Origin of the sequence: Paenarthrobacter sp. NCHU4564, assembly GCF_052156435.1 — a bacterium.
Taxonomy (GTDB): Bacteria; Actinomycetota; Actinomycetes; order Actinomycetales; family Micrococcaceae; genus Arthrobacter.
The window spans coordinates 110319-130325 of sequence record NZ_JBQLIS010000001.1 but is presented as its reverse complement, the minus strand read 5'-3'; the positions used below and the strand labels follow the sequence as shown (position 1 = coordinate 130325).

Below are 20007 nucleotides of genomic sequence, written 5' to 3'. Positions count from 1 at the left end.
GGCATGCCGCTACTTGTGGGAAACTAACCCGGTGACTCAAACAAAGGTGCCCGTAATCTTCGATCTGGACGGCACCCTTGTCGATCCTGCAGGCGGAATCACAGGCGGCATCTCAGCTGCCCTTCGCGAAATGGACCTTCCTGTCCCGGATCAGGCTGTCCTCAACGCCATGGTGGGCCCGAAACTCAGTGATTCGCTCCTGAACCTTGCAGAGGTGCCTGCTGGACTGGTGGACCAAACCATTGCCCGTTACCGGCGCCATTACCGGGAAACGGGGATAGCCCAGAGCAAGCTGTACCCGGGCATCTACGATCTCCTGGAGTTTTTCGCCGAATCCGGACGGCCGGTAGCCGTGGCTACACAAAAGCCCCAAGGCATCGCCCGGCTGGTACTGGAGCACCACAACATTGCGGACTTCTTTGTCTCCATCCGGGGTGCCGCCGACGACGAATCGCTCTCGGCCAATACCGCGCCGGGAAAAATCGAGATAGTTGGCGCGGCCCTGGCTGATCTCAACTCCCAGCCGGCCGTGATGGTGGGTGACCGGCATCAGGACGTGGCCGGGGCCATGGCCAACGGGCTCGACTGCATAGGCGTGAGGTGGGGCTTTGCCCCCGACGGCGAGCTGGAGGAAGCCGGCGCCGTCGCCGTCGTCAACTCGACGACGGAACTGAGAAACAAAATTGAAGAACTTGACGCTGTCCGTGCGGCGGCACTGAGCGAGGTACAAAACGATGGCAGTCTTTGATGCGATCCGGTGGACGACGCGGGGCCTGATTTCCACCACGTGCAGGCCGACCGTCGTGGGATTGGAGAACGTTCCCACGGACGGCCCGTTCATCGTTGCACCAAACCACCTCTCGTTTCTGGACAGTGTCATCGTTCAGGCCTTGATGCCACGGCCCGTGGCCTTCTTCGCCAAGGCGGAGTACTTCACCACCAAGGGTGTCAAAGGCGCCGTCATGAAGTCCTTTTTCGAAGCTGTCGGCTCCATCCCCGTGGAGCGTGGTGAACAGGCGGCCAGCGTCCAGGCGCTGAAGACCCTCCTGGACATCCTTGAAGCCGGCAAGGGCATCGGCATTTATCCCGAGGGCACCCGTTCGCGGGACGGCATCCTGTATCGGGGACGGACCGGAGTCGGGTGGCTGGCGCTGACCACCGGTGCCCCGGTCATTCCCGTGGGCTTGATCGGAACCGAGAAACTGCAGCCTGCCGACAAGAACGCCGTGCGGCCCCAGCACTTCACCATGAAGGTCGGCGAACCGCTGTACTTCGACAAGACCGGCCCAGACCACTCCCTTCCTGCGCGCCGGGAAGTGACGGACAGGATCATGGATGCCATCGCCGCATTGAGCGGGCAGGAGCGGTCCACAAGCTACAACCAGAGCAAGTCGCTCGACTAGCGGCGGCTGGTCTCGCTGGCGGGGGAAGCCTGCCCCCTTCACTAGACTGGAGTCGTGGCACATCCAGCAAGTTACCGACCCAAAACGGGTGAAATTCCCACCAACCCGGGTGTATACCGGTTCCGCGACCCCCACGGCCGGGTCATTTACGTCGGCAAGGCAAAGAACCTCCGCTCCAGGCTGAACTCGTACTTCGCCAATCCGGCGGGACTGCTGCCCAAGACCCACGCCATGGTCCACGCCGCCAGCAGCGTGGAATGGACTGTGGTGGGCAGCGAGCTGGAATCGCTGCAGCTGGAATACACATGGATCAAGGAATTCAAGCCCCGGTTCAATGTCATGTTCCGGGACGACAAGTCGTATCCGTACCTTGCCGTCACCATGGGCGAGAAGATCCCCAGGGTGCAGGTCATGCGGGGGGAGCGCAAGAAGGGCACCCGTTATTTCGGTCCCTACACGGCCGGTGCAATCCGCGAAACCATGGACACCCTCCTGCGGGTCTTCCCGGTCCGCAGCTGCAGTGCCGGCGTCTTCAAGCGCGCGCAGGCCAGCGGCCGCCCTTGCCTGCTGGGTTACATCGATAAATGCTCGGCGCCGTGCGTGGGCCGCGTGACGCCAGAGGAACACCGCGTGCTTGCCGAGGACTTCTGTGCGTTCATGGGCGGCGAAGCCAAGCGCTTCATCAACCGCCTGGAAAAAGACATGGCCGCTGCCGTTGCCGAGCTCGATTATGAGCGGGCAGCCGGACTCCGGGATGACATCATTGCGCTGAGGAAGGTCTTCGAGCGCAATGCCGTGGTCCTGGCCGAGGATACGGACGCGGACATCTTCGCCCTCCATGACGACGAGCTGGAAGCGTCGGTGCAGGTCTTCCACGTCCGCGGTGGCCGGGTCCGCGGCCAGCGTGGCTGGGTGGTGGAGAAGGTCGAGGACGCCACGACGCCGGAGCTCATCGAACATCTCCTGCTCCAGGTCTACGGGGAGGACAGTGAAGTCCAGGGCAGGCTGCCACGTGAAGTCCTGGTCCCCGAGACACCCGCCAACCAGGCCGAACTGACCGAGTGGCTCAGTGGATTGCGCGGGGCGAAGGTAGACATCCGGGTACCGCAGCGCGGTGACAAGGCCGCCCTCATGTCCACGGTCAGGGAGAACGCCGAACAGGCCCTGAAGCTCCATAAGACCCGCCGTGCCGGTGACATCACGGTCCGTTCCCTGGCCCTTCAGGAACTCCAGGAGGCCCTGGAACTGCCCGTGCCGTTGCTGCGCATCGAGTGCTTCGACATTTCGCACGTGCAGGGGACCAACGTGGTGGCGTCCATGGTGGTCGTGGAGGACGGCCTTCCCAAGAAGTCCGACTACCGGAAGTTCTCCATCACAGGGCCGGCTGCAGCAGATGACACCGCGGCCATGCATGACGTCCTCACGCGCCGGTTCCGCCACTACCTCAACGACAAAGTTGCCCAGGTGCCTGTCTCCGGAGAGATCGCCGGCCCCGCCGGTACTGGTGCCGGCGACGCATCCGGTGTGCCGGCGTCGGACACCACCACTCCGGCACCCAAAGCGAAGTTCGCTTACCCGCCCAACCTGGTGGTGGTGGACGGCGGCCAGCCGCAGGTGAATGCGGCAGCGCGTGCCTTGGCTGATCTCGGGATCGACGACGTCTACGTGGTTGGCCTGGCCAAGCGGCTGGAAGAAGTGTGGCTGCCTGACAGCGACTTCCCGGTCATTCTCCCCAGAACCTCACAGGGCCTTTACCTCCTGCAGCGGATCCGGGATGAAGCCCACCGCTTCGCCATCACCTTCCACCGGCAGAAGCGCGGCAAGGCCATGACAGTGTCCGCGCTGGACGGCGTTCCAGGCCTGGGGGAGGCCAAACGGAAGGCCTTGGTGTCCCATTTTGGCTCGTTGAAGAAGATCAAGGCAGCGAGCGTGGAGGAACTGACGTCCGCCAAGGGCATCGGCCCTGCACTGGCCGCCGCAGTCGTCCAGCACCTGGGCTCACAAGCCGGGGAGGCCGAAGCAGCTCCCGCCGTGAACATGACCACCGGCGAAATCATCGAATCTTAGCTAGGGTAAGAACTTGACCGGTGGCCTCAGGCTCGATGCCGCCGGTCCTGCGTGCGTCGCTCCGGCGGCGGCATGCTGCATCAGCCACTTCAGTGAAACGGGGACGACGCATGGACGACTCGACGGCAGGATCCGGCACGGAGCAGGACGGACTCACGCCCGTCAAGCCCCCGGAGGCGGAACTGCTGGTGGTCACCGGCATGTCCGGGGCAGGCCGAAGCACCGCCTCGGACGCCCTTGAAGACCACGGCTGGTACGTGGTGGACAACCTTCCCCCACAGATGCTGGGCACGCTGGCCGAGATCGTCTCGCACGCGCCCAAGTCCATTCCCAAGCTGGCAGTGGTGGTGGATGTCCGCAGCAAGGATTTGTTTACGGACATCCAGACCGCGTTGGGAGCCTTGAGCGCCAGCGGGATCACGTTCCGGGTGCTGTTCCTGGATGCCAGCGACGACGTCCTTGTCCGCAGGTTCGAGCAAGGCCGCAGGCCCCATCCGCTGCAGGAGGGCGGGCGCATCCTGGACGGTATCGGCATAGAGCGGGAGGTCCTGCGCGAGCTCCGCGAGCACGCGAACATTGTGCTGGACACCTCCGACTTCAACGTCCATGGCCTGGCAACGGCCATCACGGAACTTTTCAGCGACACCGGTCCGGTCACGCTGCGCTTGAACGTCATGAGCTTCGGTTTCAAGTACGGCCTCCCGGTGGATGCCAACTTCGTGGCTGACGCCAGGTTCATTCCCAACCCCCATTGGGTCCCGCAGCTCAGGCCGCATACGGGACTGGACCAGAACGTCAGCGACTACGTACTGGCGGCCAACGGCGTCCACGAGTTCGTGGACCGTTACGTCCGCGCCCTGGAACCTGTCCTGGACGGCTATCGCCAGGAAAACAAGCACTACGCCACCTTGGCGGTGGGCTGTACCGGAGGCAAGCACCGTTCGGTGGCAGTCGCCGTCGAGCTGTCCAAGCGGTTGGCGCAATATCCGCGCGTCACCGTCACCACCACCCACCGCGATCTGGGCCGGGAGTAATGGGCGTCCTGACGGGCCCGCTGCCGCTGATCCCGCCCAAGGGCGTACCCGGCAGCCAGCAGCATAAGAGCCCCACCGTTGTAGCACTGGGCGGGGGCCACGGCCTTGCCGCGTCCCTGTCCGCACTGCGGCTGCTCACGTCCGAGTTGACGGCGATCGTGACGGTAGCTGACGACGGCGGTTCGTCCGGGCGTCTGCGGGAGGAGTACGGCGTCCTCCCGCCCGGGGACCTGCGGATGGCGCTCAGCGCGCTCTGCGATGACACCGACTGGGGCAGGACGTGGCGCGATGTCATGCAGCACCGTTTCAATGCCGGTACGGCAAAGGGTGGCTCCCTGGACCACCACGCCATGGGCAATCTGCTGATCGTTACGCTGTGGGAACTCCTGGGGGACACGGTGGCGGGCCTCAAATGGGCAGGTGCCCTGCTGGGTGCACGCGGCCAGGTGCTGCCGATGTCCAGCGTGCCTTTGACCATTGAGGGCCAGGCCCGGGTGGAGTTGCCGGATGGAGGCCACGAGCTCCAGACGGTACGGGGCCAGGCCAAATGCGCCGTGGCGGGCAAGCTGGAGGACGTCCGGCTGTTGCCCGAGGAAGCTCCGGCATGCACTGAGTCCCTGACAGCCATTGAGCTGGCCGACTGGGTGATCCTGGGCCCGGGTTCCTGGTACACCTCGGTCCTGCCGCATTTACTCCTGCCGGAACTCCGCCAGGCCCTGGGGAGCACTGCTGCCAAGCGCTGCCTGACCATGAACCTTGACATGGAAACCAAGGAGACATCGGGTATGACGGCCGCTGACCATCTGGATGTCCTCCGCCGCTACGCGCCCGAATTCAGCGTGGACGTGGTCCTGGCGGACCCGGATGCCATAGCGGACCTTAAAGCTTTCGAGAAAGCTGCGGGGATGATTGGCGCGGAAGTTGTGTTGGGTAAAGTAGGGGCTTCGAGGCGCCGCCCCGTCCATGATCCACTGAGGCTGGCCGCGGCGTACCACGACATTTTCGGGAACAGTTAGGAACACACACGCGATGGCATTAACCGCGTCGGTCAAGGACGAGCTGTCCCGGCTGGACATCAAGAAATCGTCCGTTCGCAAAGCCGAAGTTTCGGCTATGCTCCGCTTTGCCGGCGGCCTGCACATCATCTCCGGACGGATCGTCATAGAGGCAGAGGTCGATCTTGCCTCCACCGCCCGCCGGCTGCGGGCGGCCATCGCCGAGGTCTACGGACACCAGAGCGAGATCATCGTGGTCTCCGGCGGGGGACTGAGGCGCGGCAGCCGTTATGTTGTCCGCGTTGTCCGGGACGGAGAAGCCCTGGCCCGGCAGACCGGCCTGCTGGATGGGCGCGGCCGTCCCGTCCGTGGCCTGCCCTCCGTGGTTGTCAATGGTTCCGCAGCCGACGCAGAGGCCGTCTGGCGGGGAGCCTTCCTGGCCCACGGATCATTGACGGAACCGGGCAGGTCGTCATCCTTGGAAGTGACGTGCCCAGGGCCGGAGTCAGCCCTCGCATTGGTGGGGGCTGCCCGCCGGCTGGGCATCCAGGCCAAGGCCCGGGAAGTCCGCGGCGTGGACAGGGTGGTCATCCGGGACGGTGACACGATTGCCGCCCTGCTGACCCGGATGGGAGCGCACGATGCCCTCATGGTCTGGGAAGAGCGCAGGATGCGGAAGGAAGTCAGGGCAACCGCCAACAGGCTGGCCAATTTCGACGACGCCAACCTGCGCCGTTCGGCACAGGCTGCCGTGGCTGCCGGCGCTCGGGTTGACCGGGCACTGGAAATTCTGGGCGACGATGTGCCGGACCATCTCAAGTACGCAGGTGAGCTTCGTGTGGCCCACAAACAGGCCAGTCTTGACGAACTCGGCCGCCTGGCAGATCCGCCCATGACCAAGGACGCCATAGCCGGCCGGATCCGGCGACTGCTGGCCATGGCCGACAAGCGCGCCCTGGATCTGGGTATACCGGGCACAGAAGCAAATGTGACTCCCGAAATGATGGACGAGTAGTCCGCACCCATAGAATCGGGAAAGTGCGGAGGAAATACTGCAAGGCTGCTGCGGGTTGTTTCCCTCAGGGGCCGGACCAGTCTTCCTCCCCAAGGATTTCCGGTTGGTCAGCCAGCCGGATGGATAGTACGAGAATGACCAAACCGGACTACGGTCCACGACATTGGAGGATTTCGTGACAGAGTACGTTCTGCCCGAGCTCGGCTACGACTACGCAGCACTCGAGCCGCACATTTCGGCGAAGATCATGGAGCTGCACCACAGCAAGCACCACGCTGCCTATGTTGCCGGCGCGAACAACGCCCTCGCGCAGTTGGCTGACGCCCGCGACAAGGGTGACTACGCCAACATCAACCGCCTCTCCAAGGACCTCGCGTTCCACACCGGTGGCCACATCAACCACTCCGTGTTCTGGAACAACATCTCCCCGGACGGCGGCGACAAGCCCGAGGGTGAGCTCGCGGCCGCGATCGACGACGCTTTCGGATCCTTCGACGCCTTCCGCGCGCAGTTCACGGCAGCAGCTTTGGGCCTGCAGGGCTCCGGCTGGGCCTTCCTGGCCTACGAGCCCATTGCCGGCAACCTGCTGATCGAACAGCTCTACGACCAGCAGGGCAACGTTGCCGTCGGCACCACCCCGCTGCTCATGCTCGACATGTGGGAGCACGCCTTCTACCTGGACTACGTCAACGTCAAGGCTGACTACGTCAAGGCTTTCTGGAACATCGTGAACTGGGCAGATGTCGCCAAGCGCTTCGAAGCTGCCCGCGCCAACGCCACGGGCCTCATCGTCCTGTAGTTGGTGAGCCCTCGTTGACACGGGTGTAACAAAAGTCACTTTTATAGTGAATTAGGGACAAATGCTGAAAAGCCTGCCCCCGCAGTTGCGGGGGCAGGCTTAGTTAAACGTAAGATGGATCACGGAAGGCGGTTAGCCTTCAGCAACGTGGCTGGTCGCCCTCCGATCTGATAATCACCTCTGCCCAATGACGTGCGGGGTCTGTTGGTTGGACCTCTAATCCAACTCACGAGGCGTGCTTGCAAGAGCACCAAGGAGATTGACAAACAGTGACCACCCGTATTGGTATCAACGGCTTCGGCCGCATCGGCCGCAACTACTTCCGCGCAGCGCTGGCCCAGGGCGCAGACCTTGAGATTGTCGCCGTCAACGACCTCACCAGCCCCGAAACCCTCGCCCACCTCCTGAAGTACGACTCTGTCGGCGGCCGTCTGACCCAGTCCGTTGAAGTCGTGGATGGCAATATCGTCGTGGACGGCAAGGCCATCAAGGTCCTCGCCGAGCGTGACCCCGCAAACCTTCCCTGGGCCGACCTCGGCGTCGACATCGTGATCGAGTCCACCGGTTTCTTCACCCAGGCCGCGGCCGCACAGAAGCACATCGATGCTGGTGCCAAGAAGGTCCTCATTTCCGCTCCGGCAAGCGACGAAGACATCACGATCGTCATGGGCGTCAACGACAACCTCTACGATCCCGCCCAGCACAACATCATCTCCAACGCCTCCTGCACCACCAACTGCCTCGGCCCGCTGGCCAAGGTAGTCAACGATGCCTTTGGCATCGAACGCGGCCTGATGACCACCGTGCACGCCTACACGGCGGACCAGAACCTGCAGGACGGCCCCCACAAGGACCTCCGCCGTGCCCGTGCCGCCGCCGTCAACATGGTTCCCACGTCCACCGGCGCCGCCAAGGCAATCGGCCTGGTCCTCCCTGAGCTCAAGGGCAAGCTGGACGGCTACGCCATCCGCGTTCCCGTGCCGACGGGTTCCGCCACGGACCTCACCGTCACCGTTTCCCGCGAAGTCACCGTGGACGAAGTCAACGCTGCAGTCAAGGCGGCGGCTGAGTCGGAGCAGTGGGCAGGCATCCTCACCTACACCGACGCGCCGATCGTTTCTTCCGACATCGTCGGCGACCCGGCATCGTCGATCTTCGACTCCGGGCTGACCAAGGTGATCGGCAACCAGGTCAAGGTTGTGTCCTGGTATGACAACGAGTGGGGCTACTCCAACCGCCTCGTAGACCTCACGGAGCTTGTCGCATCCAAGCTGGGCTAGGGTAGACACATGACATCTCACACCCTCAACGAACTCATCGCTGAAGGTGTCCGCGGGCGGTACATTCTGGTCAGAAGTGACCTCAATGTGCCGCTCGACGGCTCTACAGTGACCGATGACGGCCGTATCAAGGCATCCCTCCCGGTCCTCAAGAAGCTCTCGGACGCCGGTGCCCGTGTGCTCGTAACCGCCCACCTCGGCCGCCCCAAGGGTGCACCCGAGGAAAAGTACTCCCTGAAGCCTGCAGCAGCCCGCCTCGCGGAACTGGCGGACTTCACGGTGGCATTGGCCGACGATACTGTTGGCGAGTCCGCCAAAGCCCGCGCAGCGGCGCTCCAGGACGGCGAAGTCCTGATCCTGGAGAACGTCCGCTTCGACGCCCGCGAGACCAGCAAGGACGACGCCGACCGCGGCGCGTTCGCGGACGAACTCGTGGCCCTCACCGGCGGGAACGGGGCATTCGTGGACGATGCTTTCGGTGCAGTGCACCGCAAGCACGCCAGTGTCTTCGACATCGCCACGCGGCTTCCGTCCTACCTGGGCGACCTCGTCCACACCGAGGTCGAGGTCCTGCGCAAGCTGACCACCGACACCCAGCGCCCCTACGTGGTGGTCCTCGGCGGCTCCAAGGTATCCGACAAGCTCGCCGTCATCGACAACCTCATCGGCAAGGCTGACACCATCCTCGTCGGCGGCGGCATGCTGTTCACCTTCCTGGCGGCCAACGGCTGCAAGGTTGGCGGCAGCCTGCTCGAAGAGGACCAGATTCCTGTTGTCCAGGACTACCTCAAGAGGGCAGCCGACGCCGGGACGTCGTTCGTCATTCCGACCGACGTCGTGGTTGCCAACCGCTTTGCCGCGGACGCCGAGCACGAAGTCGTAGCAGCCGACGCCATCGAGGAGAGCTCCTTCGGCGCCTCCGGCATCGGCCTGGACATCGGACCCGCGACCGCCACCGCCTTTGCCGCACAGATCGAAGGCGCCAAGACCGTGTTCTGGAACGGCCCGATGGGCGTGTTCGAGTTCCCGGCTTTCGCCGGCGGAACCAGGGCAATCGCCCAGGCACTGACGGACACTGTCGCCTTCACGGTGGTTGGTGGTGGAGACTCTGCCGCCGCCGTCCGCACCCTGGGCTTCGAGGACTCACAGTTCGGGCATATCTCCACCGGTGGTGGGGCAAGCCTGGAGTACCTTGAAGGCAAGGAACTTCCGGGCCTGAGCGTCCTGGACCGCTGACCAGCAACCAGCCGGCAGGGTGCATCACAGCGCCCTGCCGGCTGCTTCCTTAATCCCCTGAAATCTTTTGGAGTTCATGTGACTACCTCTGCCAACGGCAACTTTGTCCGCAAGCCCTTCATCGCAGGCAACTGGAAGATGAACATGGACCATGTCCAAGGCATCACCCTGCTGCAGAAGCTGGCGTGGACCCTCTCCGACGCCAAGCACGACTACAAGCGGGTCGAAGTTGCTGTCTTCCCGCCGTTCACCGATCTCCGCGGCGTGCAGACCCTGGTACAGGGCGACGACCTCGATGTTGTCTACGGTGCTCAGGACCTCTCCCAGTTCGATTCCGGCGCGTACACGGGTGACATCTCCGGCCAGTTCCTGAACAAGCTGGGTTGCTCCTACGTCCTGGTAGGCCACAGCGAACGGCGCACCATCCACCATGAGTCCGACGAAGTCCTGAACGCCAAGGTCAAGGCAGCGTTCCGTCACCAAGTCACCCCCGTCCTTTGTGTCGGGGAAGGCCTCGAGGTCCGGCAGGCGGGCACGCACGTGGAGCACACGCTTGCACAGCTGCGCGCAGGCGTCGAAGGGCTGACCGGCGAGCAAGCGGCCGAACTCGTGGTGGCTTACGAGCCCGTCTGGGCCATTGGTACCGGTGAAGTCGCAGGTCCCGGCGACGCCCAGGAAATGTGCGCCGCCATCCGGGATGAGTTGACCAGGCTCTTTGATGAGTCGGTTGCCCTCAAGACGCGCCTGCTCTATGGAGGGTCGGTCAAGGCCAACAACGCGGCTGCCATCATGGCTGAAGCTGACGTTGACGGGCTCCTTGTGGGTGGCGCCAGCCTGGACCCCGCCGAGTTTGCTAACATTGTCAGGTTCGAGAGCCACCTCGTGACGGACTAGTCCGGCTCCCGTTTTCCGCTTCTTCGAAAGGCCGTTGTGGACGTTCTCCAAGTCATCCTGCAGATTCTGCTGGGTGTAACCAGCCTGCTGCTGACGCTGCTCATCCTGCTTCACAAGGGAAGGGGCGGCGGGCTGTCCGACATGTTCGGTGGCGGTATGAGCTCCGGACTGAGCTCCTCCGGTGTTGCTGAGCGGAACCTCAACCGCTTCACCATCATCCTTGGTGTCACCTGGGGCCTTGTCATCATCGGGTTGGGCCTCATCATGCGCTTCACCTCCGGCGGAGATTCGTAGCCAAAGCCTGAGGCTTTCCATGTATTCACGACGGCGGCACCCGGAAGACGGGTGCCGCCGTCGTACACCCCGCATTACAATGGGCGTGTCGGCCGCAGGGCCGACTGGCCGCCACGGCCCACCACCTCGCCGCCCAGGGGGTTCAAACAATGGTTCATGGCACGCCCGGCTACCGGGGTACCCGCGCAGGAGTTGCGCTTGGTTCCGGAGCAAGGAATCACAGCGATCCAGGCGAAGCTGAGCAATTGCCGCGTATTCGTGTCCCCTATTGGTGCGCCAAGGGACATGAAACGCGGCTTATTTTCCTTAAGCTGCCCGACGATCAGATCCCCAAGACCTGGGATTGTCCCAAGTGCGGGCTGACCGCGGCCAGGGAGCCGGGAACTGCCTCACCAACCCGGCCGGACGACGAACTGTACAAGTCGCACCTGGACTACGTTAAAGAAAGACGCTCCAGCCAGGACGCCGAAACGGTCCTGGCTGGAGCGCTGGAGCGGCTACGCGCCGGCCGGGTCCTTCCGGACCAGTTGCTGGGGGACGCGTGAAGCAGCGTTCTCGTCGATAAGCCAGAGGGTCCGGGACCGACCCACAGGACCGGCAGCCGGTACCTGAACCGGGTTCGCCCCGGCAAGTGCCAGGCCTACCGCACCTGCTTTGTCCTCGCCTGCCACGACCATCCAAATTTCCTGGGCGGTGTTGATCGCCGGCAGGGTAAGGGACACGCGCGACGGCGGCGGCTTGGGTGAATTTTCGACGCCAACCACAGTCCGCCCCTTTTCGCGGATACCGGCTTGTTCGGGGAAGAGCGACGCAACGTGTGCATCAGGTCCTACGCCAAGAAGCAGTACATCGAACCGTGGCAGGTCTGACGGACTTTCCGGCCGGTCGTCCGACATGTCGGCTGCGTGTTCGGCTTCTGCTGCCGCCTTGAGTCGCGCCGCGTAGTCATCGGCCGCCTCCTGCGCCGTGGCGAAATCGTCTGAGGAGCCGGGCTCGTGGACACGGGCAGGATCGACAGGCAACTGCGACAGCAGTGCCTGGTGAGCCTGACGGGTGTTCCGCTCGTCGCTGTCGGCAGCGACGAAGCGCTCGTCCCCCCACCAAAAGTTCACCCTGGACCAGTCAACTGCAGGAGCTGCGGCAGAGTCCGCTACAGCCTTGAGCGTCCCGATGCCCACGGTGCCGCCCGTCAGGACAACCGTGGCTTCGCCGTGCTTGTCCTGTACGTCGACAAGCTTGGTGATCAGGCGTGCCGCAATGGCAGCCATCAACACCTTGGAGTCGGGATGGATGCTAACTCTTGGCTCAGCGTGCACTGGTCTGGACTCTCCTCTGGCTGGTAAGTGGCAGTCCCATCGTAATCACTTCTCCGAAGACTTCGTCAGGATCAAGGCGGCGGAGTTCTTCTGCCAGGCAGTCCCGAAGGCTGCGGCGGGGGAGGGTGATGCGCTGGGCCGGCTGTCCGGGCTGCGTCAGTTCAGCCACGGACAAGCCCGGGCGGAACAGTTGGACATCACCGCTGGCACGGGTCAGGCGTACACGCCGGATCCCGGTGCCGGCCGGGTCCGCCACGATCGTGACCGGGGCCTGCAAGGCCAACGTCAGCCAGGCGGCCAGCAGGAGGGTGCTGGGGGAGTCCGACGCCCCTTCGACCGCGATGGCAGAGACAGGATCGCTGTCCACCTGGTCGAGAACCGCCGCAAGCTGGATGCGCCAATTGGTCAACCGCGTCCAGGCAAGGTCGGTGTCACCGGCCTTGTACGTGCGGCGGATGTTCTCCAATGCCTGGGCGGGATCCGCCTCATTGGCCGAGTCCGTGATACGCCGGTGGGCAATCCCGCCGATGGATGTGTCGCAGGCGCTCTCCGGCGCTCCGTGGGGCCACCACGCCACAATCGGAGCGTCCGGCAGCAGCAACGCAGCCACCAGCGACTCGCTCTCGTGGGCCATCTGGCCGTAGCCGCGCAGCACGATGACCTCGGAGGCTCCGGCGTCGCCTCCCACGCGGATCTGCGCATCGAGGCGGTCGGGCGCTTCGGCCCCGGCGTCGGCAAGCACGATGATCCGGCAGGGGTGTTCCCGGCTCGCCTCGTTGGCGGCCTCGATGGCTTCCTCCTCCTGACCGGACTTGGTAACCACCACCAGCGTGAGCACTCGACCCAGCGCGATGACACCGCCCTGTTCACGCAGCGACATGATCTTCTTCGAGATCTTGGACGTGGTTGTGTCGGGAAGATCTACGATCATGGCCTTCTCCAGGTTCGTCCGTCACGGGCCAGGAGTTCGTCGGCGGATGCCGGCCCCCAGCTGCCCGGTGCGTAGGGTTGAGGTTGTTCGTCCAGACCAGCCCAGTATTCCTCGAACGGGTCGAGGATCTTCCAGGACAGCTCCACTTCCTGGTGCCGCGGGAACAGCGGCGGCTCGCCCAGGAGGACGTCCAGGATCAGCCGCTCATAGGCTTCGGGACTTGACTCCGTGAAGGAGTGGCCGTAACCGAAGTCCATGGTGACGTCGCGGACTTCCATCTGCGTGCCCGGGACCTTGGAACCGAAGCGGATGGTTGCGCCCTCATCCGGTTGTACGCGGATGACCACTGCGTTTTGCCCGAAGTCGTCTTCACCGTGGTCGCGGAAGAGCAGGTTGGGTGCACGCTTGAACACCACGGCAATCTCGGTCACCCGACGGCCCAGGCGCTTTCCGGCGCGAAGGTAGAACGGAACCCCATGCCAGCGGCGGGTATTGATGTCCACCCGGATGGCGGCGTAGGTTTCGGTCTTCGAGTCCGCAGGAATGCCGTCTTCGTCCAGGTAGCCCTGGACTTCCTCGCCCCCCTGCCAGCCACCGGTGAACTGTCCCCGGGCGGAGTGGGTTGAAAGGTCCTCAGGCAGCTTCACGGCAGCCAGGACCTTCTCCTTTTCCGCACGGAGGTCGTCGGCGTTGAAGGAGATGGGCTCCTCCATGGCCGTCAGCGCCAGCAATTGCAGCAGGTGGTTCTGGATGACATCGCGGGCTGCGCCCACGCCGTCGTAGTAGCCGGCGCGGCCGCCGGTACCGATGTCCTCGGCCATCGTGATCTGCACGTGGTCAACATAGTTGGCGTTCCACAGCGGCTCGAACAACTGGTTGGCAAAGCGCAGGGCCAGGATGTTCTGGACTGTTTCCTTGCCCAGGTAGTGGTCGATACGGAACACAGCGTCCGGCGGGAACACCGATTCCACAATGTCGTTCAGCTGCCGTGCCGACTCGAGGTCGTGGCCGAACGGCTTCTCGATGACCACGCGCCGCCACTGGCCCGGCTTGGCCTGGGCCAGGCCGTGCTTGGACAGCTGCCGGCAGACCTGTTCGAACGCCTTGGGCGGGATTGACAGGTAGAAGCCGTGGTTTCCCCGGGTGCCACGGTTCTCGTCGAGTTCTTCGAGGACGTCGCCCAAGCGCTCGAAGGCGTCGTCGTCGTCGAACTCGCCCTTGACGAAGCGGATGCCGGACGCCAACTGCTCCCACACGGCTTCATCGAACCTGGTGCGGGCGTGGGCCTTGACGTTTTCCTTGACCTCGGCCGCGAAGTCGGCGTCGTCCCAGTCGCGGCGGCCGAAGCCCACCAAGGCAAAGCTCGGCGGAAGGAGGCCCCGGTTGGCGAGGTCGTAGACCGCGGGCATGAGTTTCTTTCGGGCGAGGTCGCCGGTGACTCCGAAGAAGACCAACGACGACGGCCCTGCAATACGGTTCAGACGGCGGTCCCGCGGGTCCCGCAAGGGGTTCCGCAGCCCGGCGTTCTTCCTGCCGTTTTCAGTTTCTGGCATGTTTGGTTTTGTGCCTTAGCTTTCGAGTGCGCTGGCCTGCCCGGCCAACGCAGCGACGACTTCCTGGAGCTGGGCTACGCCTGCTGCACGGTCAGTGAGATGCAGGCGAAGCACGGGACGGCCGTGTCCTTCAAGGACCTGGGCGTCGCCCGAGGCCTGGGCCGCAATAAGCTCACCGAAGGTGAACGGGCGGTCCGGAATCTCCAGGTCCGTGGAGGCGGCTGCCGTGACCTGGAGGAACACTCCAATGGCGGGTCCACCCTTGTGGAACTGCCCCGTGGAGTGAAGGAAGCGCGGTCCCCAACCGAAGGTGACCGGGCGCCCGGACACAGCGGCCAGTTCGTCACGGATTCCTTCCAGGGGAGCGTGGGCGATCCGGTCAAGGTACGCCTGGACGCTCAGGTAGCCGTCAGCGCCCAGCTGATCCAGCAGAGCCTGGACGGCGTCGGTGACTGTCGCTGCGGAGCCGAGCCAGTCGCCGCCCCGGACTTCCACGGAGCCGTCCGTGAAAGCCGCAGGTGTGGGCTCGGGACGTGCGTCCAACAGACCGCGGGCAGCAACCTTGGCGGCCTCGACATCCGGCTGGTCGAAGGGATTGATGCCGAGCAACCGGCCGGCAACTGCGGTGGCAAATTCCCAGACGAACATCTGGGATGCGAGTCCGCCTGCGATGGCCACCTCGTTGTCGCGAAGATCGACGTCCGCGTCGGCGTCCACCAGGCGCACCACCAGGACGTCGTCCGCGCCCGCAACGGCTTCGGGGGAGTCCGGGCCGGCAACGACCGGCAGGACACCCGTGCCCGACTTGCCGGTGGATTCGGCGATCAACTGTTCGGCCCAGTCGGCGAAGCCGACAATCCCGGAGCCGTCCTCGGCGATGACGATCTTGTTGCGCAGGGGGGTGGTTCCCCCCAGGGCGATGCCGAGAGCGAGGCCGATGTTGTCGTTGGAGTCCTCGTTGAGGACCTCCGCAGCCTCTTCAGCCTCATCGAGGAAGGCCTGGATGTCGACGCCGGCCAGGCCGCACGGGACCAGGCCGAACGCGGTCAAGGCCGAGAACCGTCCGCCGACGTTGGGGTCAGCGTTGAAGACAGCACGGTAGCCGGCCTCACGGGACGCCTTGTCCAAGGGAGAGCCAGGATCCGTCACGATGATGATCCGGCTGGCCGCTTCGATTCCGGCCTCGTTGAAGGCCTTCTCGAAGACGCGGCGCTGCGAGTCGGTCTCCACAGTGGAACCTGACTTGGAGGAAACCACAATGGCTGTTTCCTCCAGGCGGTCGGCAAGGGCAGCACTGACCTGTTCGGGGTCGGTGCTGTCCAGCACAGTCAGCTCGACGCCGGCGGTACCGGCGATGACCTCGGGGGCCAGCGAGGATCCACCCATGCCGCACAGGACGATATGGGAGACGCCCTCTGCGCGCAAGGCGTCACGCAGTTCCAGAATCTCCGCAACCAGAGGCTGGGAGACGGCTGGAGCCTCTACCCAGCCCAGCCTGATGGCGGACTCGGATTCGGCGTCAGGACCCCACAGAGTATGGTCCTTGGCGAAAATCCTTGTTGCGATTTTGTCCTCGACCAGGGCGTCGATGTGCTGGGCGATAGCCTGCTGTGCAGCACCGCTGGCGTCGTAGCTGATTGTGCTCATTGTTGGTTAGGAAGCCTTCCGTGCAGTTGCGAGAGCGCCTTCGACGTCGGCCAGCAGTTCTTTCCAGCTGGCTACGAACTTCTCAAGCCCCTCGGACTCAAGGAGCGCCACGACGTCGTTGTAAGCGACGCCAAGGCCTTCAAGGGCGTTCAGGGTTGCATTGGCGTCCTCGTAGGTTCCGGAGACGGTGTCCCCGGTGACGACGCCGTGGTCGAAAGTAGCATCAAGCGTCTTCTCGGGCATGGTGTTGACGACACCCGGAGCTACGAGCTCCGTAACATACAGGGTGTCCGGGTATGCCGGGTCCTTGACGCCGGTGGATGCCCACAGCGGACGCTGGGGACGGGCGCCGGCTTCGGCCAGGAGTGCCCAGCGTTCGGTGGAGAACAGCTCTTCGTAGACCTGGTAGGCGAGACGGGCGTTGGCAACGCCTGCCTTGCCCTTGAGAGCCTTGGCCTCGTCGGTTCCGATGGCATCGAGCCGCTTGTCGATCTCGGTGTCCACGCGGGAGACGAAGAATGACGCGACCGAGTGGATCCTGGAGAGGTCGTGGCCGTTCTCCTTCGCCTGCTCCAAACCGGACTGGAAGGCGTTGATGACTGCGCGGTAGCGCTCCAGGGAGAAGATCAGCGTGACGTTGACGCTGATGCCTTCGGCCAGGGTTGCCGTGATGGCCTCGAGGCCTTCCAGGGTTGCCGGGATCTTGATGTGGACGTTGTCCTTGTTCACCTTGGCGTGCAGGTGCTTGGCTTCCGCGATGGTACCGGCGGTGTCCCAGGCGAGGCGGGGATCGACCTCGATGGAGACACGGCCGTCAACACCGTTGGTCGCTGCGGCGATCGGAGCGAAGAGGTCGCAGGCGTCGGCCACGTCGGTAGTGGTGATCTCGAAGATGGTCTCCTCGACGCTGGCGCCTGCTGCTGCCTGCTTGGCGATCGTGGCGTCGTAGTCCGTGCCCGAGGTGATGGCGGCGTGGAAGATCGACGGGTTCGTGGTCACGCCAACGACGTTCTTTTCATCGATGAGCTTCTGCAGGGTACCGGTTTCAAGGCGTCCGCGGGAGAGGTCGTCGAGCCAGATGGAAACGCCGGCTTCGGAAAGCTGCTGTGTTGGAGTAGTCATTGAATTTCTCCTGTCTTAGGGGGTCAGACGGTTATGCTGCGGCGTCTGCGAGGGAGTCCTTGGCGGCTGCGGCGACAGCCTCGGCGGTGATGCCGAACTCCTGGAAGAGCCGCTTGTAGTCAGCCGAGGCGCCGAAGTGTTCCAGCGAGATGGAGCGGCCGGCGTCACCGACGAATTCGCGCCAGCCCTGGGAGAGTCCGGCTTCGACGGAGACGCGGGCCTTGACGGAGGCCGGGAGGACGGATTCGCGGTAGGCCTCGTCCTGCTTGTTGAACCACTCGACACACGGCATGGAGACGACGCGGGTGGCGATGCCTTCGGCCTGGAGTGCTTCGCGGGCCTGCACGGCGAGCTGGACCTCGGAGCCGGTGCCGATCAGGATGACCTGGGCTTCCACCGTTTCACCGTTCTTGGAGGCCTCGGCCAGGACGTAGCCGCCCTTGGCCACACCTGCGGTGGATGCGAAGGTATCACCGGTGGCTTCGCCTTCACCGCGGGCGTAGGTGGGGATGTTCTGGCGGGTCAGCACGATCCCTGCCGGGTTCTCGTGGTTCTCCAGCATGGCCTTCCAGGCAGCGGAGACTTCGTTCGCGTCACCGGGGCGGACCACGTCCAGGCCCGGGATGGCGCGCAGGGATGCGAGCTGTTCCACCGGCTGGTGGGTGGGGCCGTCTTCGCCCAGGCCGATGGAGTCGTGCGTCCACACGTACAGGGACGGAACACCCATCAAAGCGCCAAGACGGATGGCCGGACGCTGGTAGTCCGAGAAGATCAGGAACGTGCCCGAGAACGCACGCGTGCGGCCGTGCAGCGAGATGCCGTTCACGATCGAGGCAGCGGCGTGCTCACGGATACCGAAGTGCAGCACACGGCCGTACGGGTTGCCCTTCCAGGCGTCCGTGGACCGCGAGGCCGGGATGAACGAGGGCGAGCCCTCGATCGTGGTGTTGTTCGACTCGGCCAGGTCAGCGGACCCGCCCCAGAGTTCGGGCAGGACAGGTCCGATGGCGTTCAGGACCTTGCCCGAAGCGGCACGGGTGGAAACGTCCTTGCCGGCCTCGAACACCGGAAGGGCAGCGTCGATGCCCACCGGAAGCTTCTTGGCCTCAATGCGCTCGAGCAAAGCGGCGCCGTCCGGGTTGGAAGCCTGCCATGCCTCGAACCTCGCCTGCCAGGCTGCTCGTTCTTCGGAACCACGCTCAACAACCTTGCGGGCGTGGGCCAGAACCTCTTCGTCAATGTCGAAGGACTTTTCCGGGTCGAAACCCAGGACCGTCTTCAGCGCGGCCACTTCTTCGGCTCCCAGGGCCGAACCGTGGATCTTGCCGGTGTTCTGCTTCTTCGGAGCCGGGTAGCCGATGATGGTGCGCAACGAAATGATGGAGGGCTTGGTCGTTTCGGCCTTGGCCGCCAGCAGCGCCGAGTACAGTTCCTGGACATCCTCGACGTATTCGCCGGTCTTGGTCCAGTCCACGCGCTGGGTGTGCCAGCCATAGGCCTCGTAGCGCTTCAGGACATCCTCAGTGAACGCGATGTCGGTGTCGTCTTCGATGGAGATGTGGTTCTCGTCGTAAATCACCACGAGGTTGCCCAGCTCCTGGTGCCCGGCCAGGGAGGAAGCCTCCGAGGTGACACCTTCCTGGAGATCGCCGTCGGAAGCGATGACCCAGATGGTGTGGTCGAACGGCGACTGGCCGGCGGGAGCATCGGCGTCGAACAGGCCGCGCTGGCGGCGCTGGGAGTACGCGAAACCGACCGACGACGCCAGACCCTGGCCCAGCGGTCCGGTAGTGATTTCAACACCGGCGGTGTGCTTGTACTCCGGGTGGCCCGGAGTCAGCGAACCCCAGGTACGCAGCGCCTCGAGGTCCTTCAGTTCCAGGCCGTAACCGGAGAGGAACAACTGGATGTAAAGAGTCAAAGAAGTGTGGCCCGGAGACAGGATGAAACGGTCACGGCCAATCCAGTCAGGGTTCTTCGGATCGTGACGCATGAGCTTCTGGAACAGCAGGTACGCCGCGGGAGCCAAACTCATCGCGGTACCGGGGTGTCCGTTGCCCACCTTCTCCACAGCGTCCGCAGCCAACACCCGAACGGTGTCCACGGCCTTCTTGTCCAGATCGGTCCAGGACAGTTGTTGCTCTTCCAAATGTGGCACGAAAACCGAGCCCCTCTCTGTGCTGACGGCAAGTTTATGGAGACGGCACGCAGAAGCTCAGGATGGCGGCCCGCTGCAATGTGTCTCCCAGCCGTTCACCATTGAAACGTTGATCTCTCATCCAGACGCACGGAGATCCGAGAATACGGTTTCCCGGAAAGTCGACGTGTGCTGATCTGCTCACAGCTTAGCCCGAAACGTGTCGTGGGACTCAGGGAATCCCACTAACTGGACAGAAATTCGCTTATATGAATCACCAAGGC

The 20007-nt window shown here is 64.1% G+C and carries 18 protein-coding genes; 12 read left to right on the top strand and 6 right to left on the bottom strand.

The features are described 5' to 3' along the window. Positions 1–31 precede the first annotated feature (31 nt). The 12 genes from ACSVIE_RS00590 (at position 32) to ACSVIE_RS00535 (ending at position 11562) form a co-directional block, all read left to right on the top strand. On the top strand, positions 32–748 hold the full coding sequence (locus ACSVIE_RS00590) for an HAD hydrolase-like protein (protein ID WP_442422699.1): 717 nt from the start codon (positions 32–34) through the stop codon (positions 746–748). Then, positions 735–1403 carry a lysophospholipid acyltransferase family protein gene (locus ACSVIE_RS00585; RefSeq protein ID WP_426002584.1) on the top strand — a complete coding sequence of 223 codons (669 nt, stop codon included), beginning with the start codon at positions 735–737 and terminating at the stop codon, positions 1401–1403. The genes ACSVIE_RS00590 and ACSVIE_RS00585 overlap by 14 nt, the downstream gene beginning before the upstream one ends. A gap of 54 nt (positions 1404–1457) precedes the next feature. Beyond that, a complete protein-coding gene (gene uvrC, locus ACSVIE_RS00580; protein WP_442422698.1) occupies positions 1458–3470 on the top strand; it encodes an excinuclease ABC subunit UvrC in 2013 nt (670 codons plus the stop codon). A 110-nt stretch (positions 3471–3580) separates the two neighbouring features. Next, positions 3581–4504, top strand: coding sequence for an RNase adapter RapZ (rapZ, locus tag ACSVIE_RS00575; RefSeq protein WP_442422697.1), 924 nt, complete (start codon positions 3581–3583; stop codon positions 4502–4504). Next, positions 4504–5520 (top strand): gluconeogenesis factor YvcK family protein, encoded by a 1017-nt coding sequence (locus tag ACSVIE_RS00570; protein ID WP_442422696.1) that lies wholly within the window; start codon positions 4504–4506, stop codon positions 5518–5520. The genes rapZ and ACSVIE_RS00570 overlap by 1 nt, the downstream gene beginning before the upstream one ends. Positions 5521–5533: 13 nt before the next feature. Further along, positions 5534–6514, top strand: coding sequence for a DNA-binding protein WhiA (whiA, locus tag ACSVIE_RS00565; protein ID WP_018777554.1), 981 nt, complete (start codon positions 5534–5536; stop codon positions 6512–6514). 175 nt (positions 6515–6689) lie between these two features. Then, positions 6690–7313, top strand: a complete 624-nt coding sequence (locus ACSVIE_RS00560) for a superoxide dismutase (protein ID WP_426002590.1) — start codon at positions 6690–6692, stop codon at positions 7311–7313. A 269-nt stretch (positions 7314–7582) separates the two neighbouring features. After that, entirely contained in the window at positions 7583–8593 is a 1011-nt protein-coding gene (gene gap / locus ACSVIE_RS00555) for a type I glyceraldehyde-3-phosphate dehydrogenase (protein WP_426002591.1), read from the top strand. 9 nt (positions 8594–8602) lie between these two features. Next, the gene (locus ACSVIE_RS00550) at positions 8603–9829 is read left to right on the top strand and encodes a phosphoglycerate kinase (protein ID WP_442422695.1); all 1227 of its coding nucleotides are present in this window, start codon (positions 8603–8605) and stop codon (positions 9827–9829) included. Between the two features lie 78 nt (positions 9830–9907). Further along, positions 9908–10723 (top strand): triose-phosphate isomerase, encoded by an 816-nt coding sequence (gene tpiA / locus ACSVIE_RS00545; RefSeq protein ID WP_442422694.1) that lies wholly within the window; start codon positions 9908–9910, stop codon positions 10721–10723. Between the two features lie 36 nt (positions 10724–10759). After that, positions 10760–11017: a preprotein translocase subunit SecG gene (secG, locus tag ACSVIE_RS00540; RefSeq protein ID WP_426002595.1), complete on the top strand. Its 258-nt coding sequence runs from the start codon at positions 10760–10762 to the stop codon at positions 11015–11017. 149 nt (positions 11018–11166) lie between these two features. Further along, positions 11167–11562: an RNA polymerase-binding protein RbpA gene (locus tag ACSVIE_RS00535; RefSeq protein WP_426002596.1), complete on the top strand. Its 396-nt coding sequence runs from the start codon at positions 11167–11169 to the stop codon at positions 11560–11562. On the opposite strand, the gene pgl is transcribed toward ACSVIE_RS00535, so the two are convergent. Genes pgl through tkt form a run of 6 tightly spaced genes read right to left on the bottom strand, consistent with a single transcriptional unit; the run spans position 11515 to position 19735 of the window. Next, positions 11515–12333 (bottom strand): 6-phosphogluconolactonase, encoded by an 819-nt coding sequence (pgl, locus tag ACSVIE_RS00530; RefSeq protein WP_442422693.1) that lies wholly within the window; start codon positions 12331–12333, stop codon positions 11515–11517. The two genes, ACSVIE_RS00535 and pgl, sit on opposite strands and share 48 nt — an antisense overlap. Then, positions 12323–13264 carry a glucose-6-phosphate dehydrogenase assembly protein OpcA gene (locus ACSVIE_RS00525; protein ID WP_426002599.1) on the bottom strand — a complete coding sequence of 314 codons (942 nt, stop codon included), beginning with the start codon at positions 13262–13264 and terminating at the stop codon, positions 12323–12325. The genes pgl and ACSVIE_RS00525 overlap by 11 nt, the downstream gene beginning before the upstream one ends. Further along, the gene (gene zwf, locus ACSVIE_RS00520) at positions 13261–14817 is read right to left on the bottom strand and encodes a glucose-6-phosphate dehydrogenase (RefSeq protein ID WP_426002600.1); all 1557 of its coding nucleotides are present in this window, start codon (positions 14815–14817) and stop codon (positions 13261–13263) included. The genes ACSVIE_RS00525 and zwf overlap by 4 nt, the downstream gene beginning before the upstream one ends. A gap of 15 nt (positions 14818–14832) precedes the next feature. After that, a complete protein-coding gene (locus ACSVIE_RS00515) occupies positions 14833–16464 on the bottom strand; it encodes a glucose-6-phosphate isomerase (RefSeq protein WP_426002601.1) in 1632 nt (543 codons plus the stop codon). A 6-nt stretch (positions 16465–16470) separates the two neighbouring features. Further along, a complete protein-coding gene (gene tal / locus ACSVIE_RS00510) occupies positions 16471–17586 on the bottom strand; it encodes a transaldolase (RefSeq protein WP_442422692.1) in 1116 nt (371 codons plus the stop codon). Between the two features lie 31 nt (positions 17587–17617). Next, a complete protein-coding gene (tkt, locus tag ACSVIE_RS00505) occupies positions 17618–19735 on the bottom strand; it encodes a transketolase (RefSeq protein ID WP_442422896.1) in 2118 nt (705 codons plus the stop codon). Positions 19736–20007: the final 272 nt, after the last annotated feature.